Below are 17,510 nucleotides of genomic sequence, written 5' to 3' on the forward strand. Positions count from 1 at the left end.
TTAAAAAGTAAAGTCAATACCAAAAGTAAATCTCTTCAAATAGGGATATCCACCAGCATATCGACCATCTAATCCTACTTCAGGATTGTAGCCTTCAAACTTGGTGAAGGTGTATAGGTTTTCAGCATTCACGAATAATCTCAGGTTTTTCAACCATTTTATTTTTTCTGTTTTTAAATTATAGCCCAGATTGACATTCTGAATTCTCACGAATGATCCGTCGCTGATAAACCAGTCTGAAGTATAATAAAGCCTTCCTTGTCTAGCGCTTGGAAACTCATTGGTTGGGTTATCTGGAGTCCAGCGTAATGGCGCTAGATCTGCAGCATTGTACCGTCCGCCATTCATGATATCCTGTCCGAATACACCATTCAGAAAGACACTTAAATCGAAATTTTTATAACGTGTACTTAAGTTTAGGCTGGCCGTAAAATCGGGATTTGGATCACCGATAATGGTTCGGTCTCTGGTATCAAATTGCCCATCTTGGTTGAGATCTACATATTTAAATTCTCCTGCCTTAGATTCAGGACCAACTAATCCTGCTTCAGCACCTTCTCGATCTGTTTGCAAGATACCGTCAACGCGATACCCATAGAATACATTCATTGGAAGACCCACTGCTAGAATATTGGGCGAAGTTTCTCTAAACGGCCCGATATTACCACCGTAATATTCGTATGGAATACCCGATAAATAATCTGTGGTTAAGCCTGAACTTATATTATTTCCTAAACTTACTACGGTGTTCTTATTTTTTGAGAAAATAAAGGCTGCCGAGAAATCCCAATCTTTTGAACGAATAATTTGTCCATCAAGAGATACCTCAAATCCTTCATTTTTAATTTTACCATCATTTACCCACATTTTATCATATCCAGAACTTAAGGGTAAGAAACGTTCTCGCAATAAATCATTGGTAACTTTATCATAGTAATCGGCGACTATACGTAACCGATTATTAAAGATGCTCATGTCCAATCCAAGATTAAGCTGTGCAGTCGTTTCCCATTTTAGATCTTTATTGGGGATACCGCCCCATAGTTTATATCGCCAATCTGCACCGGTATAACCAATGACATATCCAGGACCTATAGCCGTTTGCCATGTCCCTTCATTGTAGTAGTGTTCCAACCCATAGCGACTTAAGGTTTGATAAGGAGAAATACCTTGATTACCCGAAACACCATAACTTGTTCTAATTTTTAACTCATTGAAAAAATCGAGATCTTTAATAAAAGATTCTTCATGCATTTTCCAACTTACAGCAGCAACAGGAAAGTAAGCCCATTTATTATTGGCTCCAAACTTAGAGGATCCATCTGCTCGTATCGTTAAGGTAAGCAGGTATTTATCATCTAATGCATAATTAACACGACCAAATACAGACTCTAATTTCGTTTCCGTTTGTCCATTGGTATGTCTGTTTAGCTCTGCAGTACCGGAACCCATATTTTCATTTCCTAATGAACCGTTTTTAAAATCGTATGATTCTAGATTCGATGTTCTGGATACCGAATTTTCATAGGAATATCCTGCCATTGCTGTTAAATGATGTCTTTTCTGAAAGGTCTTGTCGTAAGTAAGATAAGATTCTGATGTGAAGACATTGCCCTGCCAGTTATCAATATAAGCAGCTCCATTATTGTTTGTTCCATTTTCGGTATAGATAGCAGGATCAAAACGATCTTGAATGGAATTTCCATATTTATAGTTCGCGGTTGTTTTTGCATTTAATTCTGGAGTAATCTGCCAATCAAATATCCAGGAAGAGATAAAGTCAGTACCATTGAACACATTTTTTCGATGATCTGTCCAAGCTAATGGATGATCGTAATCGTTGATTCCATTCAAGAAATAGCTACCATCTTCATTGTAGATTGGCCATAGCGGGTTACGCCAATAAGATAAACCTGTATTTTGATTTCTTCGATCCTTAGAAGCGTTATTGATCGTTGAGATGCTGAATTTATCGTTGAACTTGTGTTTGATATTAAGCCCAACCAAACCTTTCGCATAATTGTCTTTAATATAAACACCGTTTTGGTTCATAAAACTACCATTCAAATTGAAGGATGTCTTGTCGTTAGCGCTATTGATTGAAAAGTCTGATGTGCTCAGCACGGGCATGTCTCTAAAAACGACCTGAGACCAATCGGTAAAATGAGGCCATTCACCCGTTAAAATTTCATTAACAGATGGATAGTAATTCCCTGTTGATGCTGTCTCTCCTATATATAAGGGAGGTAAATTTCCATTTATTCTCGCTTCATTATCAATTTGAGCCATCAAAGCACCATCTTTCCAGCGTACTACGTCTGAGCTGAACTGTGATAACGTTGTTCGCTGTCTGAAAGATATTGTATTGACACCACTTTTAGCACGATTTGTTGTCACCATAATGACTCCATTCGCTCCCCTTGATCCATAGATTGCTGAAGCTGAAGCGTCCTTTAAAACTTCAACAGATAAAATCTCTGAGGGGTTTATTTGTTTTAGATTTCCAGCATCTCCTAATGGAAATCCATCAACGACAATTAAAGGAGCATTGGAACCATTTAATGAGCTGCTACCGCGAATTCGAACGGTATTTCCTGAGCCAGGATCTTGGGAGTCTTTAGTAATCTGTAAACCTGCAACTCGACCTTGTAATAAGGACTCAATAGAGTTTGCTGGAATTCCTTTTACCTGCTTCATGTTGACACTAGCCACAGAGCCGGTTAAGTCCGATTTCTTAACGGTACCATAACCAACAACGACGACCTCTTCTAAACCAACAAGGTCTTCCTCTAAATGAACCTGCATTCCTGGAGAGGCGATAACGGTTGCCCTTTTAAAGCCTACAGCAGTGAAGCGCAAGCTATCTTGTGCATGGGCAGCAATTGTAAATTGACCATCTGCATTTGTACTGGTTGTAGCAAGATTTTTTAAATTAATAATAGATACTCCCCGTATGGAAGTGCCAGATTTAGCATGTACTGATCCATTGATTTGTGCCCAAGCAGAGTTAGCAGTAAGCAACAAAAATAATAGCAAAATAGCATACGGTAGTTGATGACCTAGGAATCTGTTTTTGGTAGATTTTACAAGGTACACTTTTCCTGTTTCTGTGAATGATAGATTCCCGAATAGCATAATTATAATTGGGTTATAAAGGCAAATGTAATCCTAAACCAAAGTCTAGGGTGATACTTTTTTGCTCAATATTATACTATAATTGAATTCTAATGAATATATTTGTTGTTTACGGAAAGTAAATGAAAAGTATAACCAGAGAAACCACATTACTACAAAAGGACGATTTATTTGCTGTTTATAAGTATGTAGAAGCAAAGTTTGATTATCCATTACACATTCATCATGAATATGAAATCAATTTGGTGTGCCATACAAAGGGAACAAGAATCATTGGGGACTCCATTGAATCCTTTGACACTATAGATCTCATTTTAGTTGGACCAAATTTACCCCATAAATGGAAAGCACCGACGTATAACAATACGACTGTTATCACCGTATTTTTTCATGATTTACTTTCCAATTCTTTTTTCAATAAAAGTCATTTTAGACAGATCAAGGAAATGTTATTGCGATCTAAACACGGTTTAGATTTTTCAGAAGAAACAAAGTTAAAAGTAGTCGATATGTTGTTTAAGCTAAGTGAAACTACAGGCTTTAATTCTTCATTGCTTTTTCTGTCTATCCTTCAGGAATTGGCAGAATGCCCTTCACAAAGGCCTTTAGCAAGTATTTCGTATGATCGATCTAAGATTATGCATGAACACAAAAGTAGGAGGATAGCGCAGATATGTAATTATATCGAGAATAACTACGAGAAACAAATCAGCTTAGCACAAGTATCCGATATGATCGGTATGACAGAAACTTCGCTGAGCCATTTCTTTAAAAAAAGAACAAGCAGAACTTTTTCTAAGTTCTTAACAGAAGTACGCGTAAGTCAAGCGTTAAAATTGTTGATCAATACAACGCATACTATTTCTGAAATTAGTTACAGTTGCGGTTTCAATAATCTCTCTAATTTCAATAGAACATTTAAAAGTGTAAAAGGGTTAACACCGTCAGATTATCGCAAAACGATGGTTAATGAATAGACTGCACAAGATTTAAAAAATACCTTTCGCATTAATGAGTCAGATCTGATTCGGATAAATCTACTCAGGTCCTATACTTATGAAAATAAGAAAATATAGAACCTGAGAGAATTAGATTGAAAGTGTTTTTATAACTCTTTAATAATGAATTAATTATGGAATTATTTTAAAGTTTTTGTCTAATAAAAGCATAACACAGGTTAAGATGCACATCGCTAATGCATTATAAAAATGATGGTATTCTTGATGAGCCATATGCGCTGTAAAAGCGCCGATTGCAAATGGGAATAAAAATAAAATACCTATATTTCGATAAGCGGGTTTAAAAATACCAACCAGTGCTAAAATAATCCCCAATAGTTCACCAATACCAATAAGAAGGGTAGGAGTTTTGCTAAAACCCAGTGCTTGCATGTTTTGCATCATGGATGATTTCTGAAATACCTTAAACAATGATGCATAGCCAAAGACGTAGACATAATATGCATAACTCATCCAATAAATAATCATTTTGTAATTTTCCATATTAAAATTTTTATTCAAAGATATTTCCTAACTTTCAGTAAAGGAAGAACATACATAATTGTATGATACTGACAAAAAAGTAAGTGACAATGAGAAAGGAAAAATCGACTAACAGTCTAAATGAGCAATATTTGAATAAGAATTGTGGTATTACTTTCACGATGTCGAAAATTGATGGTCGTTGGAAAATAAATATTCTAGCCTTTTTGATGAACAATAAGAAGCTTCGGTATAGCGAATTAAAGAATAGACTGGAGGGGATTTCAGAGCGGATGTTGATTTCAAAATTAAAGGAATTAGAGCAAGATGGTTTGATAAATCGTATCGTTCATCAACAAATACCACCAAAAGTAGAATATGAATTAACAGCATTGGCGTATTCTTTAAAGGATATTCTTCTGTTGATGGACCAATGGGGAGAGGAAAATCTAAATGAAACCAAGAAATAAACTTATCGACTCTTTACTTATATTGTTAATGAGATTTACGGTTTTATAACGAATAATAGCTGGGCTATCACTTTTCATTAAACTGGGGTACTAATATGAGTTCGGAAGCATCTATTTTTGTCAAGCATGAAGAGCTGTATTTTCATGAAGAGCTGTATTTTATGGAAGTTAGAAGATCTGTAGAAAAGACATTTAAAATATAATAATAACAAAGAAAAAATGGAAAAACGTATTAAAATTGATCAAGTAGAGCCAGTTGGATATAAAGCAATCTTGGGTCTAGAGAAATTTATTGAAAGTACTCCTTTGAGCAGAACCCACAAGGAGTTGATAAAAATCAGAGCATCACAGATTAACGGTTGTGCGTTTTGTATAGATATGCATACCAAAGAGGCACGTAAGGCAGGTGAGACAGAACAGCGAATATACGCCCTTAATGCATGGCGCGATACGTCATTCTTTTCTGAAGATGAACGCGCAATCCTAGCTTTGACAGAGGAAGTAACTTTAATAAGTAATCATGTGAAAGATGAAACTTATCAAGCGGCTTTAAAAGTATTAGGTGAGACCTATCTGGCTCAGGTTATTCTAGCGATTATCACCATTAACGCATGGAATAGAATTGGGATAGCAACCCAGTTAATGCCAGTATAGCTCTTTAAGCAATTGATTTAAAATAGTAAAGAATGAGACTGTTTCAACTTATGAAGCAGTCTCTTTTTTTTATAATTATTCTACCATTGATTGCAGCAAACGATTAAAGATGGTTTAAACAAATTGTTGTATGATGATCGAAAAACCATTTTTAAAATCTGATTGCTGTTTATGTAAGTCTAATCGTATACTGTGAAAAAACAAAGGTCTTTTGGGTTATATTTGCATTATAAAACTTACAAAAATATAACGCAAATGTTACCGTACAAATCACTCATACAGCTAGATCGGGATTCTTCTATTGCATTGTACATTCAGATTTGTAATAACTTTATAACATTGATTACTAAGGGTATACTGCAGCCAGCGGATATATTACCAAGTTCTCGAATACTTGCCGATTTAATAGAAGTCAATAGAAACACGATTAAATTAGCTTATGAAGAATTAATTAGTCAAGGATGGGCTGAATCGATCGAACGGAAAGGCGTTTTTGCTTTATCTAATCTTCCTATCCGCTCTACTAATAAAATGGATCATGAACTGGAAAAATTTAAATCGGATGAATCATTTATATGGAATAAACCTCCTGAAATAAGTGGAGAACGAGCGCATTTTAAAAAACTAAATCTAACGATTGACGGTGGGTTCCCAGATGTTCGTATGACACCTGTTGATCTGTTAATGCGTGAATATCGTAGCATCTCAAGAAAGTTTTACGGAAAAGATTTTTTAAAATATGGAAATCCAAAAGGATCTGAACGTCTTAGAATAATACTGAGCAGCTATCTTGCAAATACAAGAGGTTTGGTTGTTAACCCTGAAAATATACTCATCACCAAAGGCAGTCAAATGGGTATTTTTCTCTCTGCTCAACTTTTATTAAACCCATTGGATCATGTGGCTGTTGGTGTATCCAATTATAATGCTGCAGATGAAACCTTTCAATATAGGGGGGCAAATCTTGTAAGGATTCCTATTGACGAATATGGTATGGATGTCGATTACCTAGAAGATGTTTTAAGAGAAAAAAATATTAAAGCGGTATATATTGTTCCTCATCACCATTTTCCAACAACTGTGACGATGATTATGGAGCGACGTTTAAAACTGTTGAATCTTGCCAAAGAATATCGTTTTGCTATTATTGAGGATGATTATGATTTTGATTTTCATTATAACAATAAGCCATATCTTCCACTAGCTAGCATCGATCATCATCATAATGTTATTTATATAGGCTCAATTACCAAAACTTTCGCTCCAGCCTTACGGATAGGATTTTTGATAAGTTCACAACCTTTTGTTGAAGCTGCTACAGCATTGAGGCATATGGTTGATAGACAGGGAGATTCCTTGTTAGAGGAAGCGTTTTCAGCATTATTTGAAAATGGAGAGATGGAAAGGCATTATCGAAAATCCCTAAAAGTTTATAAAACGCGAAGAGATCTGTTTTGCGAACTCTTACAGAAAAATTTCAATGGAGTTATAGATTTTAAAATTCCAGAAGGAGGACTTGCAGTATGGTCCGTTTTTGACAAAAATATTGATTTGAAAAAAATGTCTGAAAATGCATTAAGCAATGGGCTAAATGTCGAAGACGGTTCCTTCTATAAAAATGAAGTATTTAATGTAAACGGTATAAGGATGGGATTTGCATCTCTTAATGAGGCTGAAATTCAACAGGCTCTTGATATTTTGAAAAAAAGTCTATAAATAAGCTGCGTTAAGTAGCAAAATAATAAACAATCTTCAGATTAAACAACTATTACCTTTGAAACCAATTTTTATAAGATTTTGAAAGGTGATCTCTGGGCTATTTAAATTTTGATATCTGGTACATGAACATGGGCCAATTTGTATTTAAATTTGTATAAAAAAATGGCTAAAAGGAAATTATTAAAAGATGTTGATCCACAAGCATTTGATACAATGCTTGGATTCGAAAAGTACTTAACAACAAGTTCGTTGAGTAAAATCCATGCGGAGTTAATCAAAATCAGAGTTTCTCAAATTAATGGTTGCTCCTATTGTATCGACAAACATATTCAGGACGCCCTAAAATATGGAGAGCAACCGCGTAGAATTTTTCTCCTTAGTGTTTGGAGAGATACATTTTTGTTCTCTAAGGAAGAACAAGCCATATTGGCTCTAGTGGAAGAAATAACTTTAATTGCTCAACATGGTGTTTCTGATGAGGTGTACGATACAGCCATAACTGTATTAGGACAGCAATATACGACAGAAGTAATGATGGCAATCATTGCGATGAATGCTTGGAATCGTGTTGGGATAACAACTGGAAGAGAACCTGAATAACCATCTGATGAACATATAAAATGAATAGCATCCAGGATCTCGACCTTATTAGTTGACTTTCACAGGCTTTGTCCTTTCAGAAATACCATTTTCATTAAATGATTCTATCGAAAAGTAATAAGATTGGTCTGTGGTTAGACTTTTTAATTCAAGTGAGTTATCCTCATAAACCATCCACGAATTATAGAGCTTATCAGGAGCAATACCCCAAAGGATATTATACCCTTGCGTACCTGGCTGTTTATCCCAGGTAATTTTGGCATCTCTGCGATCCGTATGACGGTTTACAGTGAAGTGGCTGATTTTTGCAGGAACTTTTCCATTGCCAATTCCAAATACCCGTAAGCCAGAAATGGCAAGGTGAGGAGTTGGGACATGAATGTTTTTATATCGGACATATCGGACTGTTTCAGCATCTTTCAGTTCCACATAATCGTTTGGTACATCTTTATAGCTATTTGCTCTGTCAATAAGTGTACGCCATATTTTTCCATCAACGGAACCTTCAATCAGATAGCGGTGATATAGCCCATCTATTCTTCCATAAAGATTTGATTTATAATCATGGTAATTTACCTGGATGGCATATACCTTTCCTGGTTTCTGCAAATCGATCTCTATCCATTGCTTATCGTCATTTCCTTCAGCCAGCCAAAATGTTTTTACACTTTCATCCGTAATATTAGCAGGTTTAAAATCTTCTTTAAAAGAAGATGCCTTTACAGGCTTATTATAAGATAACAGCATCCAGCCTCTAAAATCACCTTGTTTGTCTGGCACGGTCGGAGCAAAATGTGGGTAATCTCCAAAAGATGTATTGGAATACATCAGTCCATCTTTATCGAAATAAGTTGGAAACATCGCTAGACGTCTTTCCCATCCGATATTTGCAGAAACAGCCATCGAAGCAAAATGCCAGTAGGTATCCTGTGGACCAATCACCGTACTACCATGTCCTGCTCCATTCATAAATCCTCCAGGTTTATAAAAAACAGGGTTATTAGGGGCATAATGATAAGGTCCTAATGAAGAGTCACTCATGTATACACCATCACCATAAACATTAAATTCTGTACCTGGAGCAGCATATTGCATATAGTACTTATTGTTATGTTTAGTTAACCATGGCCCTTCAATATATCCTCCCAACACCGTATCCGCATGGTTCTCACCAAAACGTTCCCAGCCATGTTTTTTACCATCCAGGTTAAATAGCTCAAAGGTCTCGTCCGATGGACGGAAACGGAGATCTTTATTTAAGGTTTTTGCCCTGATCGGAAATGTATTGGAAGAACCCCAAAACATATAAGCCTGTCCATCATCATCAATAAATAAATCAGGATCCTGAAGGTCATTTAAAATACCAGGTACAGCTTTCCAATCTCCTTTTTTAGGATTGTCGGTATAAAGAATACTCATGGAACCAGAAGGATCACCAGCAACATACAAAACCGAATCTTTATAATTATGAGCAGCAGGTGCATTTGAACCCTGAAAATACCATTTCTCAGGAGTAATAAAATTCCAATTGAGCAAATCCGTCGAATGCCAGTATCCCATAGACCTGGTGACAAACATATAATATTCATTTCTAAACTTAACCACAGCCGGATCTGCTCCTGAACGGTAAGAGATATCCTTATGCGCATTATAAATCATATAGGTGTAATCAACATTAATTGGATTACAATAGGTGCTCATTTGAGTCGTTTGTGCTTGTAAATGAGATCGATTGCACAATCCCAGTAGGATCAAAAAAGGTAAAATGGCGATTAGCTTGTTCATCTTAATTTGTTTGTTCGTCTTTTATTTATTCTGCTATCCTTGATGTTTTATTTATTCACATCAGGGAACCTGTATTGATTTTCTAAGCTTTTGGAGTCCATCTTTCTGTATTAGGAAAGGATTAGTTGTTAACTATTTCGCAAAGAATAGGTAATATACTTAAAATTTTGAAATTTAAAATCGTGATAATACTAAAAACTCTGTAAAAAGAAAAGCCAATCTTTCGATTAGCTTTTCTTATATGATCGCGCAGGAATTAACATTTGGTGTTAAGGTGCATTTAATCAGTTACTGATTTCTTGTTAGCTGATAATCGTATAAAATTTTCCCATCGGGAGAGATCACGTACATACCACTTATATAATCCATTTCTTCTCCAGCACTATATTGCACTGCAAAACCCTCTTTACATTTGGCACTACTCTCATACGTCATTGATTTCGCTGGCAAGACCCATAAAATTTTACCTGTCTGAACATCTAGACTTTGTAAAGTTGTTGGAGCATCTTCACTAGCATTAATATTGGTTGCGATTAGGAGGGTTGTTTTGTCTTGATAAATAATCTCAGGATCAAAATACTTCCTGTTAGGTGTGAAATTTTCTAGCTCTCCTTGATTTTTAATCTGACCAGGTCTCATTTTAGACAATTTATCTGAATAATTAAAACTAAAATAACTGTCAGTTATGAGTTTGGCTTCTGCATCTCTAAAAGAAGTCCAGTCGTCTCCATTAAAAAGTTGATCAGATGCAATGATATAATGAAATTTGTTACCTTCGTTTGTCATAATCGTTAAATTGTCATCATCAAAACTTACATTTGCAATACCTGCACTTATTTCAGGATGATTCTTAAACATCGTTTTTGTTACTTCAACCAAGGTATTTGCAGCACGATCAACTTTGAAGATTTTAGATTCTTTATAAATCATATATACCGATTGATCAGTGGTAACACGATAGGTTGAAGAAGAATTATCAAGACGTCTTATTTTATTAAAAAGAATTTCATCTTTCACCTGTTTTTTTGTTACTGGATCAATGATGACAACATGTGTATTCACAAAATCATTATGTTCGTTTTCATCTCTTAAAAATTCTCTGGCTAATCTTAAAAACATCGGTTTCCCAGAAATCGAATTCGTATAAACAATATCGTCAACACTTGAAAAATCATATGCTTCTTTTTCCACTTTGTCTGGTTCCTGTTTCTCTGGAACAAGTAATTGGATACTGAATAACAAAATTACAAAAATAACACCTGCTAAAATAGCGAGGGCAGTTTTATTTTTAGCTGGATCAACAGATGTGGTTGAAGTACCTTGATAATTATGATTATAGTTTACATTCACATTAATATCATCGCTATCCAGGAAATACTCCGTTTCGCAGCTATCACATTTATAATAATCTGGCTTAATTACTGTTTTACGGATACTGCCACAGTTAGGGCATTTTATTGCTTTAATATTTTTAGCCATAGCTGGTTAACATTCAATTTTATCGTTCATAAATTACAGTTTTGGCTGTGCTCTGTTTCCCCCTTCTTTGTTATAGCCTGTCTGATTACCCTTAAAGAAAAAGCCGTAAACAATCAATAAAACAACAATTAAAATGGCTAGTAGGACTAAAGTTAGACTACTTTTGATTACCTCATCCAAACTTACTAGATGGATACCCCATATTCTTAACATAACAATGGCCACAAATGCCATAATCAATAGGGTAGCAAGAATGCCTATAAATTTTTCATATTAAACAGATTTAAGCTTATAATTTATCTAACCATTCTTTCTTTTTTGCAGCAAACTCTTCCTCGGTTATAATTCCTTCGGTAAGTAAAATTTTAAGCTGTTGCAATTTGACAATAGGATCAGCAGCAGGAGCATTTAACTGACTATCTTTCTCTACATTAAACGCCTTCCCGAGTTCCATACCAGCCCCAAATTGTAAACCCGCACCCGCAAGTCCACCTTCATTTCTTGCAGCATCTCGAAGCGCTTTCAGCTTTTCAAGTTCAACATAGGTTAAACCTCCTTTATCTGCAGCCATAGCGTCAGCAGTTATGTCTGCAATTCTGTCGATCCTTTCTTTCGTGCCTTCATCAAATATTGTCGCGTTTAACTTAAAATCGGTAAGCTCAAAGCCCAGTTTGTCCAATTCAATATTAATCTGTACGTGTAGCATTTCTGACAATGTAGCCAACTGTGCATCAATCTGTTGATAAGAAATGCCAGCCGTTGCCAGTACAGAAGCTATGGCTTGTGGAAAACGACTTTGCAAAAGCTGTCGAGCCTCTTGAACGGAATACACATTCTTAGAGCCAATAACTTGGGTAAAAAGCTGTAATGCTTTGTCAATCTTAAAGGAAAAACTTCCGTTAGCGCCTAATTCCACAGGAAATTGATAAACAGGATCAACGTATTTTATGGGTTGTGATGTACCCCAACCCTGATTTACATTTTCTGAAGTTCTGAAAAAATAGATTTTAAGTTTATGCTCGCTTTCAAAATTTGTTCTCAACTTTAAGAGCGTCGTTATAAAAGGATGGTTATCTGTTTCAAGATTATAAATACCTGACTCGGTAATATGATCGGCCACTTGTCCTTCGTAAACCAGGATAGCTCCCTGACCAGGAGATACAATGAGCTTCCCTGCGTTTTTAATTTCATCATTTTCTGAGGGAAATTTATATACCAGCAAATCAGACTGTTGATCTTTCCACTCAATAACTTGCGATAATTGCTTTTTAAAAAATTCTTTTAAACTCATAATGCGTTCACTTTATGTCCTGATGATTTATCCTTATTGTTTATCGATGATGGAATAGCTATTTCTAAATGTATTGAGGTTTAACTGAGATAAACAATCATGTAATGATACTAATTAAATAATAAAAATACAGCTTGCTATTCGAATGGAATCATCTGTTTACAATTCGCAGGGATTGAATTACAATTCGTATGATTTGGGCAATAATTCGTTCTCAATTTTTTAAATATTCAATAAAGAATGGATCGGTTCTCCATCTGCGAAAAAGGTTTTTTCTTTTTTAATTATAATTACTTTTTAATGGCTGTTATCAGAATCTTTCCATTTTCTTGTATAGTCAATGTATGAGCTGTTTTTTCATCATTCGAGAAATCGAAATGGACGTTTATATTTGGAGTGGATAATAAGAAGAATTTCCTATTTCCAATAGGGTACAACACCTCCGTTGAATTCCCTGTCATTTCTAGTTTCCCATTCTTATTTCTAATTAAGAAAGTGGCATCACCATTACTATAATCACCAACTAACGAGTCAATATCATTTGGAGAAATAGCGATTAACTTTTTGATTGGTGGATTATAAAACCCTTTCCAATTATAGGCGATAGCTACACTATTTACAACTTCATTAATTAGTGGTTCGCCATGCTCAGAATTAGTAAGTACAACGATTCCTTTACCAGAGGTCATACTTCCATAGAAGACGCCTCTGTATCCATAATTTGCACCTCTGTGAGAAAAATAAGTTTCATTACCTTTTTCTTCCACAACAAAACCCAATGCGTAATTTGATGATGGAATAACGCGAGCAAACATTGTCAAGACACTTTCTTTATTGAGTAAAGATGGGTTTCCCTGGAGTGAATGTTGAATAGATACGATAACCTTACCAATATCATTTGAAGTACTCCAAAGACCATCGGGAGCGAGCTCTGGAAAAATATGATATCCACCCTCAATCATTTGGTTTTCCCCAAAATAGCCAACTGCGTAATTTTTTTCATATTGATCAAGTGGTCGATTATATGTACTACGGTTTATTTTTAAAGGTTTCAACAAGATTGTTCGTATCATTTCCGAATAGTCTTTGTTGAATCTGTCTTCCAAGATCTTTCGAATTACAGTCGTTCCTCCTCCAGAATATAGGTATGCAACATCAGGATAATTTATTGGGATAACAGCGTCACTATTTGCAGGTGCTTTTCCATCTAAAATTTGATTCAAAGTGGGTATTGAATCCTTTATGTTGTAGCCAAAAAAGCCACTGGTTCCCAAACCACCGGTATGGCTGAGTAAGTTCTCCAAAGTAATCTTTTTGGAGTCAGAAAATTTATTATCTGGAAAATGCCATGTCTTGAGATATTTTCTAATATCTTCATCTAAAGAAATCTTTCCCTCTTCAACAAGTTTTAAAACGGCAACGGCATTTATTGCCTTGCTCATTGAAGCGGTTTGGTATAATGTGTTTTTATCTGAAATTTGCTTATTCGATAGTTCACGATAACCATAGACTTGGACCATATTATCTGTCCATTATCGATAACTGTTATGGAGACAGATGGAACTTTGTAAAATTTCATCCTATCGATAATATTGAACCTCGTTTCCGTACTATCTTGAAAGATAACGCCTAACGGTAATCCATTTTCCACAGCAGATATTTTATTTTTGTTATTTATTTTTTGCGCAAATGCTAAAGAGGTTATAGCAAAAAATATAGATAGTATTCCAAAAAATATTCTCGTCATCACTTAGTTTATCTTTCATTTTTGTATTAGACAAGTTTCCCAAGAGAAATATTATATGTTAATTCCATTCAATCCTTTAAGTCCTTTATGGTTTAAAAAATAATATGAATAATAACCATTCTAAATTTCTACAAATTCGAATATGAAATTTGTAGAAAAAATATGAAAGCAGTAAATAAAGTATCAGCCGTGACTATTCTATTTTGGTTGATGAAAATAACGGCAACTACACTGGGGGAGACCTTGGGAGATTTTATTTCTATGACGCTTAATCTAGGTTATACTATAGGAATAGGTATCACGCTCTTATTTTTTGTCTTTATTATTTCAATACAGCTAAATATCAAAAAATATATTCCGATTATTTACTGGCTGGTAATTGTAGGTACAACAACATTGGGTACAGAGATTTCAGATTTTATCGATAGAACGCTGAAAACCGGTTATTTATTGGGTAGTTTAATATTGATAAGCGGACTTTTATTGACACTTTTTTTATGGCATAAAAAGTATAATAACCTTGAAGTCTATCCAATTTTTGAAAAGAATAAAGAGATGTATTATTGGATTGCAATTCTTTTCTCCAATAGCTTGGGAACGGCATTTGGAGATTTTCTGAATGATAATCTAGGTTTTAGTTATCTAACCGGAGCCATTATCACAGGTGTTATTATACTTATTGTTATTCTACTTCATTATTTCACAAAAATCAACCGTGTTGTACTGTTCTGGATTGCTTTTGTTTTTACAAGACCATTCGGAGCAACTTTTGGTGATTTTCTTACTAAGTCTATTTCAAAAGGAGGTTTAAATCTTGGTACACTTAACGCATCGTTAGTGTCTTTAGGACTCATGTTTCTAATGATTATTATCTCACATCAAAAGCAAAAGAAGAAACTGAATCACTAAAAATAATTGTTTGATTGTCTATGATTAAATGAGTCACTTGGGGTCAAATTCTATCTAAAAGGAACATAAAGAAAAAGTTAAAATATGTGTTGAAATAGTCTATTCAGCAATATTTTAAAAATTTTGAAATCACAGTGAGTTGCGTATATTTGAGAGTTGTGCGTCAGCTTTCACCATAGCAATGGATTAGCAATTTATCCTAAAGAATAATCAAATATAATAGAGTTCAACTAAGTCCGATGAATACATTCAGCAAATTTTCAATAGCATCTTTGAATATCCATAATCACTTGTTTGTTTTTAACTTTTCAAAAAAAGCCAAATGTTGGAGTAAATGCAGATTTGCTCTTCATTTTATTTATCATTATAATTATTTCAAGTGTATTTAGTGGAATTTATTTTTCAAAATTAATTCACGAAAAATTGATTCTTAAAAAAAATATGAAAAGATATTTATCATTTTCTACCTTATTGTTGCAATTTCATTTTACTATTTTGTTCATTCAGGAAATGTGAATTTGTTTGATAGAAATAATATGAATCCTTACGGGTTTTTGATGTTTTTTCCATTGATTCTTTTCGGAATATTTATAGTTCAAAATATCAGAATTGCTATCGATTTCATCATAAAATATTTAAAGCACTTATCCTGAGCCTCCATTGGATCTAACCCGGCCGACCTTTCGTTCGAATCCTTATATCTTTAAACAAGAAAAGCTAATCTTACGATTAGCTTTTCTTTTGTGATCCCGCTGGGATTGGCTCAGTCGCTCAATCCCCAAACACTTATCCTGAGCCTCGTATAGATCGAACCCATCCCTACGCTTCTGTTCGAATCCGAATTGTCTTAAACAAGAAAAGCTAATCTTACGATTAGCTTTTCTTTTGTGATCCCGCTGGGATTCGAACCCAGGACCCATACATTAAAAGTGTATTGCTCTACCAGCTGAGCTACGGAATCTTACTTCTTGTTTGAAGTGATGCAAAGGTAGAAAAATAGTCTATACAGTCCAAATATATCTTATTAATAATCGTTAAAACCTTTATTTTGAGGAAGAATATTTTGAATAAATACCGCTTTCTATTGATTTTATATTTATGTATTACGGTTCTCTTAAATTATATGGTTCAGCTCTTCTGATAATACAAAGGTAAATAACATGATTCCGTTTTGGTTCCTACCACATAAGCTTTTCTCGCTTATGTATATTAAAATAATTTTCTCCTCAAAAGATTACGTCAAAGCTTATTCTTAGACCAATAATGATCGCTATAGATTACTAAAATAGGAGGGAGGGATTGGATTCTTACTTAATGATCTTACAAATTCTTCCAATCAAAAGAAATAAAGTCACAATTTTTTCCAAACAGCAACGCTCCTGATCTTTTTGGCAGGATAACACAACAATAAACACGCCTTCTTTTATTATTAAGAGGTAAAAGTGTATTTGTGTAGTAGCTTTTAACGTATATGTGACGTATATTTTCCCAATGAGTAGTAACTAGATATAAGTAATATTGTGCATACATTTTATCAAATAGCATAGATGTTATGGGGAGCACACAAAATGATACACTTTTCAGATCAAATAGTAGCTATTTATATAGGGAAGATAGCTATAGAAAGGAAGAGCGTTAGAATCATTATTAATGTTGTACTTGTAATATAGATGAATTTTGCTTAGAACAGACATCATGAGATAAAGTATATTCTTATTATCCACCTACTCCATATCTCAAATAGATGTAAGTAAATGATTATTTGGATAATAAACTGATGCTGTTTTAGCTAAATCAAAGAATTGGAAATCCGATATTCTTTACTTTTTTCTTGTTTAGTAATGTTGGCTTGATAATTTATGTTTTTCTAGTAATCCACTTTTGTAATACAATTTTGGAAACATCCTTTGCTATTAAATAGTATGATCACACATAAAAATAATTTAAACCGGTAAACAAGTATTTTATTGTTTCAGGATTCAGATTGTCTTGCATTTCTTTAAAAGGGATATAACGTTGTCTTTATGGAAAATATATTGAAAAAAAAATGGAATAATGTACGTGATAAACATACATCCAAAGAAATGAACAAATTGGAATTTATTCAGACAAGAATAATCAATCAATATGTATTTCTTATCTCCTTCATTTTAATCATAGATTCTATAAGGGATATATGGTATGGATTAACAATAAATTTTTACATACTATTATCATTAGGTTGTATTTTTCTATGTTCA

General features: G+C 34.2%; 14 protein-coding genes and 1 tRNA gene. 6 read left to right on the forward strand and 9 right to left on the reverse strand.

Annotated features, from left to right (window positions below; genetic code table 11):
• Positions 1–3,135 (reverse strand): SusC/RagA family TonB-linked outer membrane protein, encoded by a 3,135-nt coding sequence (locus LZQ00_RS03925; RefSeq protein WP_234512109.1) that lies wholly within the window; start codon positions 3,133–3,135, stop codon positions 1–3.
• Between the two features lie 122 nt (positions 3,136–3,257).
• Here LZQ00_RS03925 and LZQ00_RS03930 point away from each other — a divergent pair, with 122 nt between their 5' ends.
• Positions 3,258–4,112: an AraC family transcriptional regulator gene (locus tag LZQ00_RS03930; RefSeq protein ID WP_234512111.1), complete on the forward strand. Its 855-nt coding sequence runs from the start codon at positions 3,258–3,260 to the stop codon at positions 4,110–4,112.
• A 153-nt stretch (positions 4,113–4,265) separates the two neighbouring features.
• Here LZQ00_RS03930 and LZQ00_RS03935 read toward each other — a convergent pair whose 3' ends face one another.
• Complete coding sequence (locus tag LZQ00_RS03935) at positions 4,266–4,637, reverse strand: DoxX family protein (protein WP_234512112.1); 372 nt, start codon at positions 4,635–4,637, stop codon at positions 4,266–4,268.
• 89 nt (positions 4,638–4,726) lie between these two features.
• Here LZQ00_RS03935 and LZQ00_RS03940 point away from each other — a divergent pair, with 89 nt between their 5' ends.
• The 4 genes from LZQ00_RS03940 to LZQ00_RS03955 all read left to right on the forward strand — a co-directional run bounded on the left by LZQ00_RS03940 (position 4,727) and on the right by LZQ00_RS03955 (position 8,059).
• On the forward strand, positions 4,727–5,086 hold the full coding sequence (locus LZQ00_RS03940; protein WP_234512114.1) for a winged helix-turn-helix transcriptional regulator: 360 nt from the start codon (positions 4,727–4,729) through the stop codon (positions 5,084–5,086).
• Between the two features lie 219 nt (positions 5,087–5,305).
• Entirely contained in the window at positions 5,306–5,740 is a 435-nt protein-coding gene (locus LZQ00_RS03945; protein ID WP_234512116.1) for a carboxymuconolactone decarboxylase family protein, read from the forward strand.
• Positions 5,741–5,995: 255 nt separating this feature from the next.
• Positions 5,996–7,456 carry a PLP-dependent aminotransferase family protein gene (locus LZQ00_RS03950; RefSeq protein WP_234512118.1) on the forward strand — a complete coding sequence of 487 codons (1,461 nt, stop codon included), beginning with the start codon at positions 5,996–5,998 and terminating at the stop codon, positions 7,454–7,456.
• A gap of 165 nt (positions 7,457–7,621) precedes the next feature.
• Complete coding sequence (locus LZQ00_RS03955; RefSeq protein ID WP_234512119.1) at positions 7,622–8,059, forward strand: carboxymuconolactone decarboxylase family protein; 438 nt, start codon at positions 7,622–7,624, stop codon at positions 8,057–8,059.
• Positions 8,060–8,107: 48 nt separating this feature from the next.
• Here LZQ00_RS03955 and LZQ00_RS03960 read toward each other — a convergent pair whose 3' ends face one another.
• The 6 genes from LZQ00_RS03960 to LZQ00_RS03985 all read right to left on the reverse strand — a co-directional run bounded on the left by LZQ00_RS03960 (position 8,108) and on the right by LZQ00_RS03985 (position 14,361).
• A complete protein-coding gene (locus LZQ00_RS03960) occupies positions 8,108–9,844 on the reverse strand; it encodes a family 43 glycosylhydrolase (RefSeq protein ID WP_234512121.1) in 1,737 nt (578 codons plus the stop codon).
• Between the two features lie 288 nt (positions 9,845–10,132).
• The gene (locus tag LZQ00_RS03965; protein ID WP_234512122.1) at positions 10,133–11,323 is read right to left on the reverse strand and encodes a hypothetical protein; all 1,191 of its coding nucleotides are present in this window, start codon (positions 11,321–11,323) and stop codon (positions 10,133–10,135) included.
• Positions 11,324–11,356: 33 nt separating this feature from the next.
• Positions 11,357–11,536, reverse strand: a complete 180-nt coding sequence (locus tag LZQ00_RS03970) for a hypothetical protein (RefSeq protein WP_234512124.1) — start codon at positions 11,534–11,536, stop codon at positions 11,357–11,359.
• A 76-nt stretch (positions 11,537–11,612) separates the two neighbouring features.
• Positions 11,613–12,614 (reverse strand): SPFH domain-containing protein, encoded by a 1,002-nt coding sequence (locus LZQ00_RS03975; protein ID WP_234512125.1) that lies wholly within the window; start codon positions 12,612–12,614, stop codon positions 11,613–11,615.
• A gap of 290 nt (positions 12,615–12,904) precedes the next feature.
• Positions 12,905–14,134, reverse strand: a complete 1,230-nt coding sequence (locus tag LZQ00_RS03980; protein WP_234512127.1) for a serine hydrolase domain-containing protein — start codon at positions 14,132–14,134, stop codon at positions 12,905–12,907.
• Positions 14,053–14,361, reverse strand: a complete 309-nt coding sequence (locus tag LZQ00_RS03985) for a hypothetical protein (protein ID WP_234514837.1) — start codon at positions 14,359–14,361, stop codon at positions 14,053–14,055. The genes LZQ00_RS03980 and LZQ00_RS03985 overlap by 82 nt, the downstream gene beginning before the upstream one ends.
• 162 nt (positions 14,362–14,523) lie before the next feature.
• Here LZQ00_RS03985 and LZQ00_RS03990 point away from each other — a divergent pair, with 162 nt between their 5' ends.
• A complete protein-coding gene (locus LZQ00_RS03990; protein ID WP_234512129.1) occupies positions 14,524–15,270 on the forward strand; it encodes a hypothetical protein in 747 nt (248 codons plus the stop codon).
• 888 nt (positions 15,271–16,158) lie between these two features.
• Here the strand turns inward: LZQ00_RS03990 and LZQ00_RS03995 are convergent.
• Positions 16,159–16,231: transfer RNA gene (locus tag LZQ00_RS03995), tRNA-Lys, on the reverse strand.
• Positions 16,232–17,510: the final 1,279 nt, after the last annotated feature.

It is taken from the genome of Sphingobacterium sp. SRCM116780 (assembly GCF_021442025.1).
In the GTDB taxonomy this organism is placed as follows: domain Bacteria; phylum Bacteroidota; class Bacteroidia; order Sphingobacteriales; family Sphingobacteriaceae; genus Sphingobacterium.